The sequence below is a fragment of the Undibacterium sp. Ji49W genome, from assembly GCF_049340205.1.
Classification (GTDB): domain Bacteria; phylum Pseudomonadota; class Gammaproteobacteria; order Burkholderiales; family Burkholderiaceae_D; genus Undibacterium.
In genome coordinates, this window is the sequence record NZ_JBMPOW010000001.1 from 136,464 (window position 1) to 155,216 (window position 18,753).

Sequence of the window (18,753 nt, forward strand, 5' to 3'; positions counted from 1 at the left end):
TCCATTTGCTGTTATGCTTAATAAATACGACTAAAACCATACTCAGCCAAGAGCTGGGCTTCTAAAGCTTATGGCGACACTCAAATATCTGGAAGCGCTGCAGGACAATCTATCCATGCTGACAAGGCGTCCGCGCATCTTGATTGTTGATGATCAGGCAATTAATATACAGACTCTGTACCAAATTTTTTCTGAAGACCACGACGTATTCATGGCAACCAGTGGTCAAAAGGCTCTGGAATTTTGCCAGCAGAACCCGCCAGACCTGATTTTGATGGACATCATCATGCCGGGCATGGATGGCCTGGAAGTTTGCCAGCATTTGAAGAACGAAGAACATACCGCTGACATTCCTGTGCTGTTTGTGACGGCACAGAGCGACCCAGATGAAGAATCGCGTGCGCTGATGGCGGGTGGTATGGATTTCATTAGCAAGCCCGTCAATCCTGATGTAGTGCGTGCCCGTGTCAAAACCCATATCACCCTGAAATTGCAGCGTGACCTGTTACGCAAACTGGTGTACACCGACCCTTTGACCGGTCTTGCCAATCGTCGCAGTTTCGATGATTCTTTTGATCGGGAATGGCGGCATTGCCAGCGCTATGGCAAGTCGCTGGCTATTCTGATGCTTGATATCGATTACTTTAAAAAGTATAACGACCATTATGGGCATCAGGAAGGAGACCGGTGCCTGGCCGCCGTGGCCGCCTGCCTGCAAGCAAATTTTGGCCGGCCGCATGATGTGGTCGCCCGTTTTGGCGGCGAAGAATTTATTTGCCTGATGTCGGAATGTGAATTGACCAGTGCCGCCAGCAAGGCTGAAAGCCTGCGCCATACCATCATGGCCATGGCCATTCCACACGTGGATTCGCAAGTGGCACAAGTGGTGACGCTCAGTATGGGCGTGGCGTCCATTGTGCCAAATGACAAGCATAGCAAGGCAGCCCTGATTGCTGCCGCTGACGCAAAACTTTACGAAGCCAAGAACAGCGGCCGCAACTGCGTGGCGTCCTGAACCATTCCTTTCTGTCTGAGGTACGACTTGCAAGCTGATATCTTTGGCTTGCAACATCTGCTGGCGTCATAATTTTCAGCATGTAGGCTGCTTGTCTTGCAATGCCTCTTCCAGGCGTTTTCCCTCACGATAAGAAAGATCAGATGATTTGCCATTGATCAGGCGACTGATGGTGGCCTGATTGACTCCAGCGATAGCGGCGACTTCTGCCTGGCTCTTTCCATGTGCCAGCAGTGCCAGGGCAAGATTTTTGGATGAATTCATGTTGATACAATTATATGCCAATATGAATCAAAACAACACTATTCCGTTTTATTTACTTGCATTTTCTATGCATTAATGCATAATCCGGGCATGGACGCTAAAACAAACATCAAATACTTACTGGAGCGGTCGGGTATGAATCCGACCTCGTTGGCAACTGCGCTGGAAAAATTCTTTCCCGAAGATAAATGGGTGCCACAGGCAACCATTTTCAGGATAGTCGAAGGAATTACCAAAGACCCGCGCACCTCTTCGCTGGCGCCTATCGCTGAATACTTCGGCGTCAATATCTCTGACTTGCGCACCAAAGACTTGCGCGGCATGGAAGAGGATATGCCGCGGATACCGGATGATGGTGGTGGTATTGCCTGCATAAACTACTATTCAGCCAAAGGTTCTTGCGGTGGCGGCGCTCATAATGAAGATGCCGAACCCAAGGGGCAACTCATCAAGGAAGCCAGCTTCTTCAAGAAATACAATGTAAAACCAGAAAACCTGGCCGCCATTTATGCCGATGGCAGTTCCATGGCTGATTTCATCGTCGATGGCGACATGGTCATCATCGACAAGACCAAGACCGAACCACAGAGCGGCAAGATTTTTGCCATCCAGCATCCGGATGGCTTGCGCATCAAACAGTTGCGTCGTGAAATAGATGGCACCTGGGTGTTGGAAAGCCGCAATCCCGACAAACGCAATTACCCAGATGAACGCATCACCCCGGAAAACGTGGGTTTGCTTAAAATCCTGGGCCGTTTTGTCTACCGCCAAGGCGGCTAAGGCAACATATTTGCATGCAATACGAAATTGTATTGCATGCTAGCATAAGTATGCACCCATGCTTGTCCCCTTATCAGTTGTGTCAGTTGTGTCAGTTGCGCTGGCCCGTGTTCAGTGCCAGCGCATGCGTGGCCAGTTTTATTGGCGGCTTTTGCCGCTGGATTCAACAATAATATAAGGGCCACATTTGTCCAGTTGCCTGGAAAAACCATCCGACTGCCCGACGAGTTTTTCCAGGCCCTTGCCTGTCTCAAAATTCAGTGGCAGGCTAAGACGGATTTCTTGCAGATAATTCCCGCCCGCGCAACTCAGCATGATGCTTTTCGCGACATTGTCGCCGTAGTTTTTCTTCACCTCGGCGAAAAAATCAGCAGCAGCAAAAGACTTCCCTACACGTGACAATATAAATTTACCGACCGTCGAATTGTTGACCTCTTCCACCGCAGCTGCCGCTGTTCTGAAATAGGTATCGGCATCACGCGCCTGGCAGACGCCATGTTTTTGCCATTCATATTCACCGAATTTAGTCTCATACATAAAATTCGGCATCCACGGCGATATGCGTGTCACCGTGTCCTTGGACAGTCGCAACGGTGACGATGGGCAATTTCCATAATTGATGCCGCATTCTTTCCTGTTGGGCCACAAGCCATGCAGAGTCAGGTTGGACACCACCAGTTCACCGTTATTGATGGCATCACATTCCGGTTTTTTCCCCTTGTACGGAAAGTGCTCACAAAACCCCGGCTGCCAGGTAATGGCCAGCACATAACTGTCTTCCTTATTTGGGGTAGAGCAGACATCACCCGTGCTGCCACCATTATTCTTTGCTGACGCAGGCTGCCTGTTTGTGTCATCCATCGTAAAGCTGCCACAGTCACGCGCTACCCAGCGCAGCCTGGGATTGGCGTCCGGTACATCCACCCTTATCCATTCAAAATTACCCGCCTTGTTGATCTCGCGTATGTCATACGCCAGCCCTGGCTTTGTCTTTACCGAATCGGGATTGCTGCCCTTGGCAAATGACGCATACAAATCGCAAGACTTGCCCGCAGTAAAACTGCCAGCCGCACGCTCGCTGGCATAAGCCGCGAATCCGGACAAGACTCCCGCTAACAGCAATAGAGCCTGTTTCAATAAAAGTTTTCTCACAATGTTTTTTACTTTTTGGATAAGTGCGGATGATGATATGCGGCAAGATGGAATGCCGCAATACTGACAGTTAGAAATAGGCTGATACGAATAAATCAGAAACAGGATATACCACAGACTAGGTAACAACTGGAGCGGGTGAAGGGAATCGAACCCTCGTATGAAGCTTGGGAAGCTGCCGTTCTACCATTAAACTACACCCGCAATCTCCACATTCTACGCGGGTTTTAAGGGTGTTGACAACTTCAGTCAATGGCAGGTGTGATGGAAAATGTGATGGCCGCTTTCCGATTACTGTGATTGGTGTTTCTTAAAAAACACCATTACCTAGAGGGGTCACATCAGTTCCTTTGCACTTAATTTAATCCTGACACATTCAGCCAATGAACTCACCTCAAGTTTTTCAAATAACTTTGCGCGATGAGATTCTACGGTGCGGGTGCTGACGTTCAATTTATCTGCAATGATCTTATTTGGCATCCCTTCCACGACCAGGAGGAGAACTTCATTTTCGCGTTCTGACAAATGAGCTTCCACTGAAATTTAGTTCCCCAAAGGTGACGTAAAATAAACGTAACTTTGGAAAGACAAATGATGAACAGGATACCCAAAAAAGCTTATACGACCGAATTCAAAGAACTGGCCGTCAAACGTGTATCAGGCGGCGAAACCATCTCTGTAGTCGTCAAGGAACTGGGTTTAAGCGACCAAACGCTGCGAAACTGGATCAAGGCTGCATCGGACGGGAAACTCAAAGGCGCAGGCACGAAGATCGTCACGCCGGAAGCCATGGAGCTATCCCGATTAAGAGCAGAAGTTGCCAGGCTCAAGCGGGAGAATGAAATCATAAAAAAGGCGGCGGCATACTTCGCGAAAGATGTTCTGTGAAGTATGCATGGATAGCTGGCAACAGCAAAACTTATTCTTTAGCAGAAATGTGTGCCGTATTGGAAGTCAGTGTGAGTGGTTATCGCGCCTGGCAACGAGGTGGACTTCCTGGCAGAAAGCGCTTAACGGACGTACAGATGCTGGCAATCATTCGTGCCATTCATGCTGAACTCAAGGGCGCCTATGGCAGCCCACGCATGATCAGAGAACTGAGATTGCGCGGCTTTACAGCCAGCAAGGAGCGTGTCGAAAGAATCATGCGAGAGCATGGCATACGCGCACGGCATAAGCGCCGCTACAGAGTAACGACAGACTCAAAACATGCATTACCTGTCGCAGACAATCTGCTCGATAGAAATTTTATGCCGACGGCTCCGAATCAAGCGTGGACTTCTGATATCACCTACTTATGGACGGACGAAGGATGGCTCTATCTGGCTATCGTGCTTGATCTATTTAACCGGGAAGTGATTGGCTGGTCCCTCAAACCGCGCATGACCAGCGACATTGTGACGGATGCGCTAACGATGGCATGGTTCCGCCGCCGACCACCAGCCGGAGTGATGCATCATTCAGATCGTGGTAGTCAATATGCCAGCAATGCGTTTCAAAACAAGCTCAAGGAATTTGGCATGGTTTGCTCCATGAGTCGCAAAGGAAATTGTTGGGATAATGCACCTACCGAGAGCTGGTTTAATAGCTTCAAGAATGAGCGTTATCATCGAATTCGTTACACAACCCATGACGCAATGAAGGCAGCAAGCTTTGAATATATTGAAGTGTTTTATAATCGAACCCGCCAGCACTCCACATTAGGTTATCGCTCGCCGGTTCAATATATGGACGACTGGATGAAGAAACAAATTCAAGAGAATCTGGCTGCATGACATTCACCTTATGGTCAACTAATTACCGAGGGAAGCTCAATGGGAACTGGGATTGATATCACGTTCCCCGATAATGAACAAAAAATTGATGCTGTTTACGGCTTCTTTGTATCACGGGTGAATACCCATTTTGATATTGATCAACAACTCTGCCGTGTTCGTCACCCGAAAGCAACCAAAGTATTCATTCCTAATGAGAAGTTCACCTTTGAGATTGAACCAGACGTCATTAAAAGAAATTGTGTCGAGAACGGGAAAATCACTGATGTGATGATTGGGTACGATGACGATAATAACAAAGTTTATGCTTCTGATGATGCTCTTCTTTCAGTGTATGCAGAAGTGCTCTCCCGTAATAGGGCATCAAAAAATAACCTGCGGAAACATTTCACCGATCTCAAAGAATACAACGGCTGGACCGTCAAGAACGTTCCGTTGAATGAAAATGATACGGCTGTTGGAAGTGAGGCCCGCACTTTGGCAAAAAAAGTCATGGAAGAAGATCATATTGCTTTGATCTGCGATGCGGAACCATTTTCTGACGAAGATGAGAGGAATAAGCTGACAAAAGCTGATTCGTTGAAAAATTTCGAACAGGCAAGATTGGATAGGTACTTCATTGAGCAATTCTATAAAGAAATCGTGTCACCTGAATTGATATCACTTGATGATCACGGAAAGTACAGGGAAAAGATTCGCCTCATGGAAATCTATCTCAGTTCTGATAATGTCCTTGTTGATAAAGATAAAAGACAGGTTTCTTTGCCAGTTCCAGATCGCCAGATGTTTTATTTGAAAAAGCAGTTGCTGCGGGAGATATTTTCATCCGCAGGCTTGATTGATGCGGATGGTACATTCAATCTGAATAAGAAAATTTGTGCTGGGGACTTGGACGAGTTTAAGAAATGCTGTGTAATTAAGAACCAACAGATTCAGGAATTGTTTAATTTCGCTTTGAGATTGGATTTCAAAGAAAAACCAATTGGACAATTGAACTTGTTTTTGAAATTGATTGGTCTTCAATGGGATTCACGTCCTACGAAGGTGGACATTGATGGACAACGGACTCGCTATTACAAGCTTGAACCTTCGGCCCATGCCATCGCCACGAAATATGCGCAACAACGAGTTGATGGTGCACTGGAGCGTCAAACAGAATTGACGAAACAACCTAAAGGCAATGACCAAAATGACGTGATTCGGAATTTCATAGCAAACAGTGAGAAAAAGAAGGGGAAATATAAATCAGGATCTTGAAATGACTTGCCCTCCTTGCCCAATTGTTTTTAAGTACCATTTACAACGAGGCCAATGACTTCCTTTAACACCCTTTTGGACAACAGTTTTCTCTTTTACTTATAGTGACAGGATAAGGTGTTGTCCGGTTGGGGGGCAGGTGGCTGGTCAAGCTGTGCCACCTGAATGTCGAACATGGTGCATTTACCCTTGGTTCCGTCGTCGTTCCTATCTAAGCTTCTGACAGGGGGGGGGAATCCCCTTTTAATCAAGGGGTTAAGACGATACAACCGATGACTGTGATCAAAACTGTGTATGGTCTCTCGAAAAATACTGTTTTTTTCGATGAATCAACCTGGCGTTTCAATCAATACAACCAGGAGCGTTGATTATTCTTGAGTTTGGCGGGATGGTGGTGACTTCATCAATCAACGAAAGTCATCATCATGGGAAACGATAAATCAACTCCTAATAAGCCTACAGGAACCGTTCCTGCACAGGCAACGAATGTAGTCACAAAAATTGACGAGGCAAAAAAAGCTGGTGAGGTGTCGAAACAACCTGTCCAGGCCAATGATGCTGGTGTCGTGGCGACTGCAAATGGTGGACTCGTTAAAACCGTTTCTACGGCGTTGAATTCGACTCTCCCTCATGAGAATGCATCGAATGAGAAAAAAACGGTAAATCCGCCTTTAACTGCCGCTCCCAGTGAAAATGCTGAAGTCGTCGAAGAACGAACAAAAATGGATGTGGCTACGGAAATTTACAAGCGCATGAAGAAAATCAAAGGCGTTACTCGTAAAGAAGTATTGGAACAATTCATGGCTGAAGCCAAATTGTCCAAAGCGGGGGCATCAACTTATTTTCAGTTGATCAAGGCAAAGAACAAATGAACCTGGCTCTCCCGTGCACGAGATTTTTATAAATACATGCACGGGAGATTTCATTGGTTGAATATGAAATCGCCTTTTAATTTTTTAAAAGGGGTTTGAAATGGATGTGACTTTTAAATGTGGAGACATAGTGCGTCTCAAATGTGGCGGTGTGCCGATGTGTGTCAGCAGTGTGCATGAAGGAGAGGTAGCTCATTGCGTCTGGCACGTAGGAGGTAGCCCCAAAGGCCGCAACTATTCTGTAGCGTTGCTGGAACTCGTATCCAGCAACAAAGATTGAGTACTACTTGCAATTACCGTTCATGTGCAGTGGTGTTTCCTGATCCAATGCAATATGGACATTTTGTAGGGCCACCTCCTGGGCCTTGCATACCCTTGGGGCAAGGCATTTGACTGCACCACAACATCCCACAGTTTTTGCAACGATACATCGTACTTCCGCAACGGCAGTGCATTGGCATTTTATTCTCTCCATTTTTTATTTTTGACGCTTAAGATTTAAGTTGATGACCTTGGTCCAGCAAATTTTTTAGCCATTGACCAAGAAAGGAATTCAATTCATCTTTTGTTGATGGACTGAAGGCGGTCATATCGTCGTTGTAAACACGGCGATAGCCAAAGCAGTCTTGATAGGTCAATACCTCCACAGTCTTGTTACCTGTGTATATCGCCAATTCCATATCGGGATCGGCAATCATGTCGCCGGATGGATGTTTGTAGTAGTGGCTGAGTGCGATCACTATTTTTTTGTGATGTCGAGAGAGTATATCAACATTAAGAGACATGAAGCCATCTGCTTGAAGTTGGACTGCTTTCGTCATTGTTAATATTGACGGAATCAGTTGCAGGAGCTTGTGGTAATTTCGTTCGTAGATATTCATCTCGTATCGGTGTCATTTAATTCGATACGGAAACTATCCCCATTTAAAAAGTGAACGACAACGCTGTAAGAGGAAATAAAAACATATACATTTTCGCGTTCATTTTCCGGAAGCTTGCCCTTTTATCCGCTAGTGCGAAATTATTTCTTAAGCTTAATATATTGCAATAATGACACTTATTGAATTGGAAGGAATATTTTCAATGATTACGATGCTTTCTAGCTGCACATGCCAAAAAACAAATATTTAAAATATTCAGACGTATACGTCTAAAAAATTGACAGTGGTGTTTTAATTGTGTATATTTAATAGACGCATTTGTCTGGAGTGGAAATGATTGATTTGGCCAACTATCTTAAATCTGAGCGCTTAAAAGCTGGCTTGTCTCAGCAGGAGGTTGCTGAGAGGTCTCGTTCGTTAAGTCAAAAACAAATTTCACGAATTGAAATTGCCCCGCTTACACAGGATTTAAATTCTGTGATGGAGTACTTGAACGTAGTTGCAGCAGGGAAAACGGAGGAGTTTTTACAAATTGTCTCCAAAGTAATAACGAACGAAAGCACGCTCAATATGCAAAACAATGGGATCGACATGCAAAACAAACAATTATTGCTTCAGCAAATAGAAATCGTACTTCAAAAGGTCGCGAATTCAGGTAATCCGCTCATTAAGAATGCGCACATTGATGAGGGGATTAATAGTGTCAGAAAGCATCTCCTCAACATTCAAACAAAACCGATCATCGCAGCGATGGGGCCATCAGACGCGGGAAAATCAACGCTACTTAATTTCGTGTTGAAGAACAATTTGCTCCCCGCGAAATGGCAGCCAACAACTTGTCTCGTAACTTTATTGATGCATAAGGATGACAAGCCAGATTACATTCACGGCAGTGTCGCAATCTATAAAGTTGGATTTCAGCCATATATGATCTTTGATGAACAGGATCAAAAAGAATTCTATATTGAATCCGGTGAAGCGTCACTTTTAAAAAAGTATGCTTCAAAAAATGAAGAAGGCGAAATGTATGATGAGAATGCTTATATGGCGATCACTTTTGTTGATTCACCGGTTCTCAATAGTGTTTGGCTTTTGGATACACCTGGGCAGTTAATCGATCATGATGCAATTCGACGTAAGTTAAATGGCGAAGCTACGCATGATCTTATTGCAGACGTCGATAAAGCATTGTCCGCAGTAAGATTGGCTGATGGCATTATCTTTGCGTCATCAACTACAAAATTCCTTCGTGATGACGAACCAAATTTCTTTAGCTCAATACTCAAGGCGAATCCGCCGTTAGACGCGACAAGACCGCTTGAAAATATCGTCGTGTTAAAGACGCATAGCTATGGTGAGATAGATAGCGAAGCCAATGAGCAGATTTTCTTAGAAGCATCCATTAATCTTCAAAAAGAATTTGGTTATCTCTTATACGACAGTTGGAAATCGGATTGCCCAGACCTTGTGGTTCCAACTGCCAAGAACTGGCAAGCTACGATGCTTCCATTTTTCAAAGAAAATGTGGAGTACTGCAAAAATTTTGATTCTAGGTTGCTCGCGTTAATTACGTATTTGATTGCCAACAGAAATGAACGCGTTGAGCATCAAGTGTTGCAGGTTAAAAATGAAATTAAGAAAATAATTCTAGCTACGAAACAGTCTATTGAGAATAAAAAAATCGAATCTGCAAAAAGAACAGAGGAGGTGGACCATAAGGTTGCGCGATTTCGCATTGAAGAGGAACAACTCTTAAAAGAATTCGATGCACTTCTGAGCGATTGCGAAGAAGAAAAGATAGATAACATTAAAAGTCTGTCCGATTCTTTCAAGCTCCTGACAAAAGTAGACGAGATGTATGACTTCATCGATAGTAATTTTAGCGATAAAGATGATGCGAAATCAAAAATTGCAGGAGCTATTTCAGCACATTTTGAAAACCAAGCAAAGAGTGTATTAACCAAGAGCACAAGGAATTTTTCTGAAAAGCTCGACATTATTGTTGAAAAATGGCAAAGAGCGATACCAGTTCCAAGTAGCCAGCTGGATAAAGCTTCAAGCGAATTTGAGAAGGTTGATTTGTCTAATACTTACTCCAATTTTGATGCGCGTTCTGCGTTGGTAGGTGGTTTGGCAGGCTTAGCTAGTTTTGGTGCAATGGCTGGTTATGTCGCAACAATAACCAGTAATCTGGGTGCATATATCCTCGTTGGTGAAGCCGCCGGTATCCTGACAGCCCTTGGAATAACAAGTTCTGTAACAACGCTTCCTGTTATTGTCGCTCAAACTGGTGGTCCCATTGTATGGGGAATTACTATTGCTGCCGCTATTGGGTTATTAGTGTTCAAATTATTTGCAGATTGGAAAAAATCTTTAGCAAAATCAGTATCCAGCGGTTTAATTGATAGTAATGCCCTTGGCAGTATTAGATATAGCGTTGAGAAGTATTGGGATGACTCAAAAATTGCACTCCGAAAAGCTGTTGAACGCTTAAAAAACGAAACGGAAAAATATATTGAGGCATTAAAAATAGATGCCAAAACCGAGTATTCACGCAAAGATATCGATGAAGCTTTGGCCCAACTTGATGAAGTTGGTCAAGTAATCTCTTGATTTTCTTTCGACACCGTTGAGGAGTTCTTATGTTTTCTTTTTTTAAAAATGTATTCGAATCACCTGAATCGATGATATTTCCAGAAACTTCCGCCGAAGGAGATAGAACAAGCGATTTCAACGAAGACCCCAAGAAAATTATGGAAAACGAATTTAAAAAATTTGAAGCTTATCTTGCTGATTTTTTCAAGGAGTCGACCAATGTGGAATTCAATGACACGCTGCTAAAAGAATTGAAGATGCTTGCAGAAGATATTAGCCAAGAACGTACAAAAAAGGTCGCAAGCGATGCTTTGGAAGAATTGGATCAAATGCTAGGGGCACTTAATCATGTTAACCAAGATTCCCCAACGTTGGAGAAGTCTAATGTGAGTCTTGAAAACACGTTAAAGGAAAAAGTAGAAGATTTTTTTAATGATTTCGTGAAAAGAAACTTTAAATCATTATTAAAGATTACAGATGACAAGAACTTTTGGTCAAATGTCTCGGACGGTGGGAAATATTGCGTTGGCGAAAAAGATGTTGGTCTTAGTAGCAAAGGTATAAAAAAAGTTGAAAATGCAGTTAAGAGTTTTGCATATACTTCTTCGCATGACCAAGAATATCCATCGGTCCCTCATGATTTTATAGCGTTATTTGATACGACCACCTTTGGCTCTGCTACTGATGGAATTTTGTTTACACATGATTCGGTCTATTGTAAATCTCTTGGCGGCGATAGGACTCGTTTTCGACTTGAAACTATCTATAGAATTCGGGTAGACGGCGATGTGTTAAAAATTAACAGTACAGATTTCCAGTTTTTTCACAGTGAAATAAAAAATCGCTTAAAGCTGGTAGTTGAAGCGATAAATGAATATATAAATCAGCCAGGTTATTTATTGAAGCGATACATTAAGAATAAAAAGCCACCTTATGTAAGCACTTAGATTACTGGCTATCTTTGCATTTTCCGTGAGATCGAATAAGTTCACTGTTTAAAATTGGACTAAGCATCTTACTACCACTGCTTGTTTTAAAAAAGGTAAACCTCTAACAAGAATGTCGTAAATTAAATTAATCTTGCCCCATGCAATCTTCATGCGCACAGAACATCATTAAGGAAACTGATGAAACGATTTAACGTAGTTATCTCAAAAGCAGACGGAGTAGAGATGTACCCAATGAGAGATTGGCTTCGGAAAAATCCTGAGTATATTCCCGAAGGTTATAACCTTGAGCAACACAATTCATGGCAACTTCGTGGTGCTTTAAAGCGAACTGGTTGGACCGTTCAGGAAATGGAAGATGAAGTCAGATTGATAATGCCAAATACTCAGAACGATAGTAGTTCTATCGAAACGGTCTTGGGAGAGGAAGCAGATTCTGTAAACAGTGAGGAAACCGAGACAGCTTTTGGACTTGAATACCAACTAAGGGACTTTATTGCGCAGAACCTCACTTCAATTCTTGTGCAAGGAAAAAGATTAAGTTTGTATGTTGACGAAAATGGCCGCAACGGAGTTGAATATCCAACAGCGGTTGGCCCAATCGACATATTAGCCACCGATGCGGAGGGTACATTTGTAGTTCTTGAATTGAAGCGAGCACGCAGCCCTGACTACACAATTGGGCAATTGTCCAGATATATGGGGTGGATCAAACAGACTATTGGAAAAAACCGAGAAGTACACGGTGTTATTGTGGCGAAGCAGATTAGCGACAATCTTAAATATGCAATTTCAGTTATTCCCAATGTCAGTTTATTTGAGTATGAGGTAACTTTTAAACTTATTCCTGCAAATGATCTTGTTGGAGCTTCTACAATACTGTAACAGCAGAGTATTTGTGTTTAAAAAATTCTTCGCGTTATGAGGTAGCAAACCTATCCACGATGAATTGGTATGATTTATATCAGCAGCTTTCTATATCCATGGTGTTACGGAAAATGTGATGGCTGATAACTTGTTGATTACCGTGGAGTTTTTTGAAGAGTTGTGAATCGTCGCTGCGAAGAGCCGCATGAACAGTGAGGATTTAAAAGGTGGAGGGGCTTGGGAAGTTGCCGTTCTACCATTAAACTACACCCGCACACCTGAGCAAATTACTGGTTTATTCTAGCAGGAATTTTCTGGCTATTGCGACATGGGTTGAGACTGTTTTTCAATGTCATGTTCTTGCAAGGTGGGGCATGTGAATGCCTTTAAGTCAGTAGCGAAACAAATTCTTGCTGCATATGATAAATTCTGAGTTCGTATTGATTTTCATATCGCTTCTCTGCCGATCTTTACCAATAAGAAATGACTGCTAACACTACCATCACTGCCACCTATCACGCTCTGTATGCCACACCTGATGTTGCTACCTACCGCCATTTACGCGCTGTTGCTGGTCTTAGCCCCAAAACACAGCAAGCTGCCGAACGTGGTTTGTCGGGTAGCCTGTTTGCGGTACAGATACTGCAAGGTGATACGGTGGTGGGTATGGGGCGACTGATTGGTGATGGAGGTTGCTTTTATCAGGTCGTGGATATCGCCGTGCTGCCCGAGCATCAGGGGCGAGGTTTGGGTAAGATGATCATGCGTGAGATCATGCAGCATATCGATCAGCATTTGCCGGACAGTGCCTATGTCAGTCTGATTGCAGACGGGCAAGCGCAAGACCTGTATGCGCAGTTTGGCTTCAAACACACGGCGCCACGTTCAGTCGGCATGGCGATCAGGGTCGCACGTACATAAGACGGCGCTTTTTTCATCTCAATAAACTCACCAATGAACTTGGCTTGAATTCTATGCACTCTATGGAAAATTTTTTGGCAAGCACGACCTATATTGACTGGGAACACCCGGCTGTACTGCGCCAGGCTCAGCTATTGGCAGAGGGCAGCCAGGATGCGGAAGAGATTGCCAGTCGCTGTTTTCATTTTGTCCGTGACCAGATCCGGCATAGCTGGGATTATCGCCAAAATCCAGTAACTTGCAAGGCATCAGAGGTACTGGAGCACGGCACGGGCTATTGCTATGCAAAAAGTCATTTATTGGCGGCGCTGCTCAGGGCAAATCAAATACCTGCCGGTCTTTGCTACCAGCGTTTGACGGTCACTGAAGAGCCGCCGTATTGTCTGCATGGTCTTAATGCAGTGTATCTGCCGGTGCATGGCTGGTACCGGATAGATGCGCGCGGCAACAAGCCAGGTGTCGATGCCGCTTTTTGCCCACCTGTCGAACAACTGGCATTTGCCATTGTCAGAGACGGAGAAAAAGATTTCGAGCACATCTGGGATGCTCCGCATCCTGCTGTACTGAAATCCTTGACGAGCTGTGCCACAGTAGAGCAGGTTATCGAAAACCTGCCTGATATCGAACCCGGCACCGAACTGCAATAGCAGACGGCTCATCAATCATTATTGAATTACGGACGGATTACAGACATGACACGTATTTATCCCTCGCCCGAAGTCGTGGTGCAGCGTCAGTTGGATGCCTACAATGCCCGCGACGTTGATGCCATCATGAAAACCTATGCGGCGCATGCCCAGCAGTTTGAATTTCCGGGCAAGTTGCTTGCCAGTGGACATGCTGAAATTCGCGCGCGCATGGTAATACGTTTCCAGGAAACCAATCTGCATGCAAAGCTGGTCAGGCGTGAAGTGATAGGCAATATCGTCATTGATTATGAAGATATTGCCCGTACCTTTCCGGAAGGCACGGGTCGCATAGAGATGATCGCCATCTATGAAGTGAAAGAAGGCTTGATACAAAGTGCAACCATTGCCATTGGTGCCAAGACGCTGGATAGCTAACTTGTTAGACAGGCTTGGCAGGCATAAGCTGTAAAATGGCGGGATCCCCTATTTATCTTTGAATCGCCATGGCACGCCTGCAACTGCATTTTCCCGAAGACCAGTACTATTATTCAACCCAACTGACGGTGCGTGTTACTGACATCAATGGTGCCAATCATCTGGGCAATGATTCGATGATCTCCATGATTTCAGAAGCCCGTGCGCGTTTCCTGTATGAATTCGGCATACGCGAAACGGCGGTCACCGGCAGTGGTATTATCGTGACGGACCTGGCAACTACCTATAAGGCGGAAGCCCACGCGCGTGACCAATTGCTGTTTGAAGTCGGTGTCATGGATTTCAATCAGTATGGCGGCGATATCACTTTCCGCATTACCCGTCCGGCAGACCAGAAACTGATCGCCATGGCGAAATCAGGCTTTGTATTTTTCGATTACCGTGCCGGTCGTGTGGTGGAAATGCCGGAAGATTTCAGGGCGAAATTTGCCAGAGTCAATTACCTGGCGTAAACAAGGTCGGGCTGGCTTATTTGTTTAGCTTATTTTTGTAACTTATTTTTCTGGAAATTTTTTACTGATCGCATCCTGGCAAGCCGTGTATCAGTTGGTGCATTTCCAAATGGATAAATAAGAAAGCAGGGGCATGTCATGCATGCCCCTGCTTTTCGCAAAAAAATTGCAGATTACAAATACAGCATCTTCTGCCGTTCGTCCTCGGAAGGTTCAATATCCCGGGCCTCATAATACGCAAAGATGGCATCGACGATGTTTGCCGGTTCATCGATCAACTGCACCAGATTGAGGTCACCGATATCGATCATGCCGTTACCGGCCATCTGGACCCTTATCCATTCCAGCAATCCACTCCAGAAACTGGTACCGACCAGAATGACCGGAATATGCCGGGTCTTGCCTGTCTGTATCAGGGTTAATACCTCGCTGACCTCATCCATGGTGCCAAAGCCGCCAGGGTAGACCACATAGGCGTCGGCGTATTTGACAAACGCCACCTTACGCGCAAAAAAATGCCGGAAGGACAGACTGATGTTTTGCCAGGGATTGGTACGTTGTTCGTGCGGCAGTTCTATGTTCAAACCAACTGAAGGGGATGCCCCTTCAAACGCGCCTTTGTTGGCCGCTTCCATGATACCGGGGCCGCCTCCGGAGATGACAGCAAATCCTTCGTCGGACAGACGACGCGCCAAATCCACGCAACTGAGATAATACGGATTGTCAGGCTTGATTCTGGCGGAGCCAAAAATGGTGACCGCCGGGCGTATTGTTGAAAGGCGTTCGGTAGACTCGATAAATTCTGCCATAATCGTGAACATATGCCATGATTCACGTGCTTTCAGCGAAGTTGCTTTCTCCTGATCGATAATCTGGCGCAACCTCGTTACATCTTTTCTGTTTCCGTTCATATGCAAAATACTCTCTTGTTAGTTGATGGCTCTAGCTATCTGTACCGCGCCTTCCATGCACTGCCCGACCTGCGCAATGCACAAGGGGAGCCAACAGGTGCTATACACGGCATGATCAATATGTTACGCCGTTTGCGTACGGATTACCCGGCAGCATACATCGCCTGTGTGTTTGACGCCAAGGGCAAGACCTTCCGCGATGACCTGTATGCAGAATACAAAGCCCAGCGCGCCCCCATGCCGGATGACCTGCGCCTGCAAATAGAGCCCATACACATCGCTGTCAAGGCCATGGGCTGGCCGATCTTGATGGTCGAAGGAGTAGAAGCGGATGATGTGATAGGCACGCTGGCAGTAGAAGCCACCAAGCTCGGCATGAACACCATCGTCTCCACTGGTGACAAGGACCTGGCGCAGTTGGTCAATGCCAATGTCACCCTGATCAACACCATGAGTAATGAAAAGCTGGATGAGCCCGGTGTACTAGCCAAGTTTGGCGTGCCACCGAACCGCATCATTGATTATCTGACCCTGATCGGTGACACCGTTGATAATGTACCCGGTGTAAGCAAATGCGGCCCCAAGACTGCCGTCAAATGGCTGACAGAATACGACAGTCTCGATGGTGTCATCGCCAATGCCGACAAGATCAAGGGCGTGGTCGGCGATAATCTGCGCAGCGCGCTGGAATGGCTGCCACAAGGCCGTGTGCTGATCACCGTCAAAACCGATTGCGACCTGACCGGGCATTACACATCTATACAAGACAGTCTGGTTGCGAAAGAAGAAGACAAGACCGAGTTGGTTGGCTTTGCTGGCCGCTGGGGCTTCAAGACATGGTTGCGCGAACTGACTGGTGATGCTACTGCTGGCGCCACACCGCTGCCTGCTGCCAAAACCGCCACCAGTGGCAGCAATTCTGTGCAAGCTGGTTTGTTTAACGATGATACCGATGGCACGGACAATCCGGCTGCGCCAGTCCAGCAGAATTATGAAACCGTATTGACCGAAGCCGCCCTCGATGAATGGCTGGCCCGCATCAATGCCGCCAAACTGACTTCGGTCGATACAGAAACCACCTCACTGGAACCGATGACGGCGCAGTTGGTCGGCATTTCGCTGTGCTGCGAAGTTGGCCATGCGGCTTACATCCCCGTTGCCCACAACTACCCCGGCGCGCCTGAACAATTGTCACGCGAGCTGGTACTGGGCAAGATGAAAGCCTGGCTTGAAGATGACAGCAAGGCCAAGGTCGGCCAAAACCTTAAATACGATAGCCACATCTTTGCCAACCAGGGCGTGCAATTGCGCGGTATTGTGCATGACACCCTGCTTGAATCTTATGTATTTGAATCCCACAAATCGCATGACATGGACAGCCTGGCCATGCGCCATCTCGGTAAAAAAACCATCAGCTTTGAAGAAGTCTGTGGCAAAGGCGCCAGCCAGATCGGCTTTGACCAGGTAGATATAGAACGCGCTACAGCCTATGCCGCCGAAGATGCCGACATCACCCTGCAACTGCACCTGGCCATGTGGCCAGAAATAGAACCCGATGCGAATCTGCTGCGTGTCTATCACGACATAGAATTGCCAACTTCGGTCGTGCTGCAAAAGATAGAACGCAACGGTGTACTCATCAACAAAGATCTGCTGGAAACGCAATCGCATGAAATCGGCATACGTCTGCTGGAGCTGGAACAAAAAGCCTACGAACTGGCAGAACAGCCCTTTAATCTGAATTCACCCAAACAACTGGGCGAGATTTTCTTTGGCAAGCTGGGCCTGCCCGTCGTCAAGAAAACCCCTTCCGGCGCACCATCGACCGATGAAGAAGTCTTGCAAAAACTGGCCGAAGATTACCCCCTGCCCAAAGTCTTGCTTGAATACCGTGGTCTGGCAAAACTTAAGTCCACCTACACCGACAAATTGCCAAAAATGGTCAACATCAGTACAGGGCGCGTCCACACCAATTATGCGCAAGCCGTGGCCGTGACCGGCAGGCTGGCATCGAACGATCCCAATCTGCAAAACATCCCTGTGCGTACGGCAGAAGGCCGTCGCATACGCGAAGCCTTTGTGGCGGCACCTGGCAACGTCATTATCTCTGCCGACTATTCGCAAATCGAATTGCGCATCATGGCCCACATCTCTGGCGACGCCAGCCTGCTGGCTGCCTTTGCCAATGGCGAAGACATCCATCGTGCCACTGCATCCGAGATTTTTGCCGTGCCGCTGACTGAAGTAACGAGCGAACAACGTCGCTATGCCAAGGTCATCAACTTCGGTCTGATCTATGGCATGAGCGCCTTTGGCCTGGCAGGCAATTTAGGCATAGAACGTTCTGCCGCACAAAGCTACATCGACAAATACTTCCAGCGCTACCCTGGCGTCGCCCAATACATGGCCGACACCCGCACCAAGGCCAAGGCACATGGTTATGTAGAAACCGTGTTTGGACGTCGCCTGTGGCTGGCAGAAATCAATTCCCCCAACGGCCCCCGCCGCGCCGGTGCTGAACGCGCCGCCATCAACGCCCCCATGCAAGGCACAGCAGCCGACCTCATCAAACTCGCCATGATCGCCGTTCAGGGTTGGCTGGAAACAGACCAACTGCAATCAAAAATGATCATGCAGGTACATGATGAACTGGTACTTGAAGTACCACAGGCAGAACTGGAGCTTGTCAAACAAAAATTGCCAGAACTGATGGCGAATGTGGCGAAACTGGATGTGCCGTTATTGGCCGAAGTGGGTGTGGGGGGGAATTGGGAAGAGGCGCATTGACGAGGAACGATTGTTTGTACTCCTGGTTGGTGAATCATGTGTTTGCAATCTCGTAGGTTGGGCTACGGGTTATCAGCCCAACACTGGGCGTTTAAATGACGTATACGTTTACTGAAACCGAGTGTTGGGCTGATAACCCGTAGCCCAACCTAC

General features: G+C 46.2%; 18 protein-coding genes and 1 tRNA gene. 13 read left to right on the forward strand and 6 right to left on the reverse strand.

The annotated features are described in order from the left end of the window. Window positions 1-70 precede the first annotated feature (70 nt). On the forward strand, window positions 71-1,015 hold the full coding sequence (locus ACO0LK_RS00600; RefSeq protein WP_422971159.1) for a diguanylate cyclase: 945 nt from the start codon (window positions 71-73) through the stop codon (window positions 1,013-1,015). Window positions 1,016-1,090: 75 nt separating this feature from the next. On the opposite strand, the gene ACO0LK_RS00605 is transcribed toward ACO0LK_RS00600, so the two are convergent. Next, complete coding sequence (locus ACO0LK_RS00605) at window positions 1,091-1,279, reverse strand: helix-turn-helix domain-containing protein (RefSeq protein WP_422971161.1); 189 nt, start codon at window positions 1,277-1,279, stop codon at window positions 1,091-1,093. A 135-nt stretch (window positions 1,280-1,414) separates the two neighbouring features. Here ACO0LK_RS00605 and ACO0LK_RS00610 point away from each other — a divergent pair, with 135 nt between their 5' ends. Next, the gene (locus ACO0LK_RS00610; RefSeq protein WP_422971163.1) at window positions 1,415-2,059 is read left to right on the forward strand and encodes a S24 family peptidase; all 645 of its coding nucleotides are present in this window, start codon (window positions 1,415-1,417) and stop codon (window positions 2,057-2,059) included. Window positions 2,060-2,197: 138 nt separating this feature from the next. Here ACO0LK_RS00610 and ACO0LK_RS00615 read toward each other — a convergent pair whose 3' ends face one another. The 3 genes from ACO0LK_RS00615 to ACO0LK_RS00625 form a co-directional block, all read right to left on the reverse strand. After that, window positions 2,198-3,211 (reverse strand): ribonuclease T2 family protein, encoded by a 1,014-nt coding sequence (locus tag ACO0LK_RS00615; protein WP_422971165.1) that lies wholly within the window; start codon window positions 3,209-3,211, stop codon window positions 2,198-2,200. A 130-nt stretch (window positions 3,212-3,341) separates the two neighbouring features. Continuing rightward, window positions 3,342-3,415: transfer RNA gene (locus ACO0LK_RS00620), tRNA-Gly, on the reverse strand. A 132-nt stretch (window positions 3,416-3,547) separates the two neighbouring features. Further along, window positions 3,548-3,736, reverse strand: coding sequence for a LuxR C-terminal-related transcriptional regulator (locus ACO0LK_RS00625; protein WP_422971167.1), 189 nt, complete (start codon window positions 3,734-3,736; stop codon window positions 3,548-3,550). 69 nt (window positions 3,737-3,805) lie between these two features. On the opposite strand from ACO0LK_RS00625, the gene ACO0LK_RS00630 reads away from it, so the two are divergent. The 3 genes from ACO0LK_RS00630 to ACO0LK_RS00640 all read left to right on the forward strand — a co-directional run bounded on the left by ACO0LK_RS00630 (window position 3,806) and on the right by ACO0LK_RS00640 (window position 7,115). Beyond that, a protein-coding gene (locus ACO0LK_RS00630; protein ID WP_422971169.1) for an IS3 family transposase occupies window positions 3,806-4,986 on the forward strand; the annotation gives its coding sequence in 2 pieces (ribosomal slippage) (window positions 3,806-4,058 and window positions 4,058-4,986; 1,182 coding nt in all). A 39-nt stretch (window positions 4,987-5,025) separates the two neighbouring features. Beyond that, window positions 5,026-6,243, forward strand: a complete 1,218-nt coding sequence (locus ACO0LK_RS00635; RefSeq protein ID WP_422971171.1) for a hypothetical protein — start codon at window positions 5,026-5,028, stop codon at window positions 6,241-6,243. Between the two features lie 425 nt (window positions 6,244-6,668). Beyond that, window positions 6,669-7,115, forward strand: a complete 447-nt coding sequence (locus tag ACO0LK_RS00640; protein WP_422971173.1) for a hypothetical protein — start codon at window positions 6,669-6,671, stop codon at window positions 7,113-7,115. Window positions 7,116-7,606: 491 nt separating this feature from the next. Here the strand turns inward: ACO0LK_RS00640 and ACO0LK_RS00645 are convergent, their stop codons facing one another. Beyond that, on the reverse strand, window positions 7,607-7,996 hold the full coding sequence (locus ACO0LK_RS00645; RefSeq protein WP_422971175.1) for a DUF1249 domain-containing protein: 390 nt from the start codon (window positions 7,994-7,996) through the stop codon (window positions 7,607-7,609). A 333-nt stretch (window positions 7,997-8,329) separates the two neighbouring features. On the opposite strand from ACO0LK_RS00645, the gene ACO0LK_RS00650 reads away from it, so the two are divergent. From ACO0LK_RS00650 to ACO0LK_RS00680, 7 genes are all read left to right on the forward strand, one after another. Beyond that, a complete protein-coding gene (locus ACO0LK_RS00650; protein WP_422971177.1) occupies window positions 8,330-10,609 on the forward strand; it encodes a dynamin family protein in 2,280 nt (759 codons plus the stop codon). A 29-nt stretch (window positions 10,610-10,638) separates the two neighbouring features. Continuing rightward, window positions 10,639-11,538 carry a hypothetical protein gene (locus tag ACO0LK_RS00655; RefSeq protein WP_422971179.1) on the forward strand — a complete coding sequence of 300 codons (900 nt, stop codon included), beginning with the start codon at window positions 10,639-10,641 and terminating at the stop codon, window positions 11,536-11,538. A 180-nt stretch (window positions 11,539-11,718) separates the two neighbouring features. Beyond that, the gene (locus ACO0LK_RS00660; RefSeq protein ID WP_422971181.1) at window positions 11,719-12,423 is read left to right on the forward strand and encodes an endonuclease NucS domain-containing protein; all 705 of its coding nucleotides are present in this window, start codon (window positions 11,719-11,721) and stop codon (window positions 12,421-12,423) included. Between the two features lie 465 nt (window positions 12,424-12,888). Continuing rightward, window positions 12,889-13,326, forward strand: coding sequence for a GNAT family N-acetyltransferase (locus ACO0LK_RS00665; protein WP_422971183.1), 438 nt, complete (start codon window positions 12,889-12,891; stop codon window positions 13,324-13,326). Window positions 13,327-13,388: 62 nt separating this feature from the next. Beyond that, window positions 13,389-13,973, forward strand: a complete 585-nt coding sequence (locus ACO0LK_RS00670; RefSeq protein WP_422971185.1) for a transglutaminase-like domain-containing protein — start codon at window positions 13,389-13,391, stop codon at window positions 13,971-13,973. A 45-nt stretch (window positions 13,974-14,018) separates the two neighbouring features. Continuing rightward, a complete protein-coding gene (locus ACO0LK_RS00675) occupies window positions 14,019-14,390 on the forward strand; it encodes a nuclear transport factor 2 family protein (protein ID WP_422971187.1) in 372 nt (123 codons plus the stop codon). Window positions 14,391-14,458: 68 nt separating this feature from the next. Next, the gene (locus tag ACO0LK_RS00680) at window positions 14,459-14,902 is read left to right on the forward strand and encodes a thioesterase family protein (protein ID WP_186946939.1); all 444 of its coding nucleotides are present in this window, start codon (window positions 14,459-14,461) and stop codon (window positions 14,900-14,902) included. 173 nt (window positions 14,903-15,075) lie between these two features. Here ACO0LK_RS00680 and ACO0LK_RS00685 read toward each other — a convergent pair whose 3' ends face one another. Beyond that, on the reverse strand, window positions 15,076-15,813 hold the full coding sequence (locus ACO0LK_RS00685; protein WP_422971189.1) for a TIGR00730 family Rossman fold protein: 738 nt from the start codon (window positions 15,811-15,813) through the stop codon (window positions 15,076-15,078). Here ACO0LK_RS00685 and polA point away from each other — a divergent pair, their 5' ends adjacent. Next, window positions 15,814-18,600, forward strand: a complete 2,787-nt coding sequence (gene polA / locus ACO0LK_RS00690; RefSeq protein WP_422971191.1) for a DNA polymerase I — start codon at window positions 15,814-15,816, stop codon at window positions 18,598-18,600. Window positions 18,601-18,753 lie beyond the last annotated feature (153 nt).

Coding starts and splice junctions, on each gene's coding strand:
- ACO0LK_RS00600 (WP_422971159.1), top strand. CDS start 71: ATGGCGACACTCAAATATCTGGAAGCGCTGCAGGACAATCTATCCATG.
- ACO0LK_RS00605 (WP_422971161.1), bottom strand. CDS start 1,279: ATGAATTCATCCAAAAATCTTGCCCTGGCACTGCTGGCACATGGAAAG.
- ACO0LK_RS00610 (WP_422971163.1), top strand. CDS start 1,415: ATGAATCCGACCTCGTTGGCAACTGCGCTGGAAAAATTCTTTCCCGAA.
- ACO0LK_RS00635 (WP_422971171.1), top strand. CDS start 5,026: ATGGGAACTGGGATTGATATCACGTTCCCCGATAATGAACAAAAAATT.
- ACO0LK_RS00640 (WP_422971173.1), top strand. CDS start 6,669: ATGGGAAACGATAAATCAACTCCTAATAAGCCTACAGGAACCGTTCCT.
- ACO0LK_RS00645 (WP_422971175.1), bottom strand. CDS start 7,996: ATGAATATCTACGAACGAAATTACCACAAGCTCCTGCAACTGATTCCG.
- ACO0LK_RS00650 (WP_422971177.1), top strand. CDS start 8,330: ATGATTGATTTGGCCAACTATCTTAAATCTGAGCGCTTAAAAGCTGGC.
- ACO0LK_RS00655 (WP_422971179.1), top strand. CDS start 10,639: ATGTTTTCTTTTTTTAAAAATGTATTCGAATCACCTGAATCGATGATA.
- ACO0LK_RS00660 (WP_422971181.1), top strand. CDS start 11,719: ATGAAACGATTTAACGTAGTTATCTCAAAAGCAGACGGAGTAGAGATG.
- ACO0LK_RS00665 (WP_422971183.1), top strand. CDS start 12,889: ATGACTGCTAACACTACCATCACTGCCACCTATCACGCTCTGTATGCC.
- ACO0LK_RS00670 (WP_422971185.1), top strand. CDS start 13,389: ATGGAAAATTTTTTGGCAAGCACGACCTATATTGACTGGGAACACCCG.
- ACO0LK_RS00675 (WP_422971187.1), top strand. CDS start 14,019: ATGACACGTATTTATCCCTCGCCCGAAGTCGTGGTGCAGCGTCAGTTG.
- ACO0LK_RS00680 (WP_186946939.1), top strand. CDS start 14,459: ATGGCACGCCTGCAACTGCATTTTCCCGAAGACCAGTACTATTATTCA.
- ACO0LK_RS00685 (WP_422971189.1), bottom strand. CDS start 15,813: ATGAACGGAAACAGAAAAGATGTAACGAGGTTGCGCCAGATTATCGAT.
- polA (WP_422971191.1), top strand. CDS start 15,814: ATGCAAAATACTCTCTTGTTAGTTGATGGCTCTAGCTATCTGTACCGC.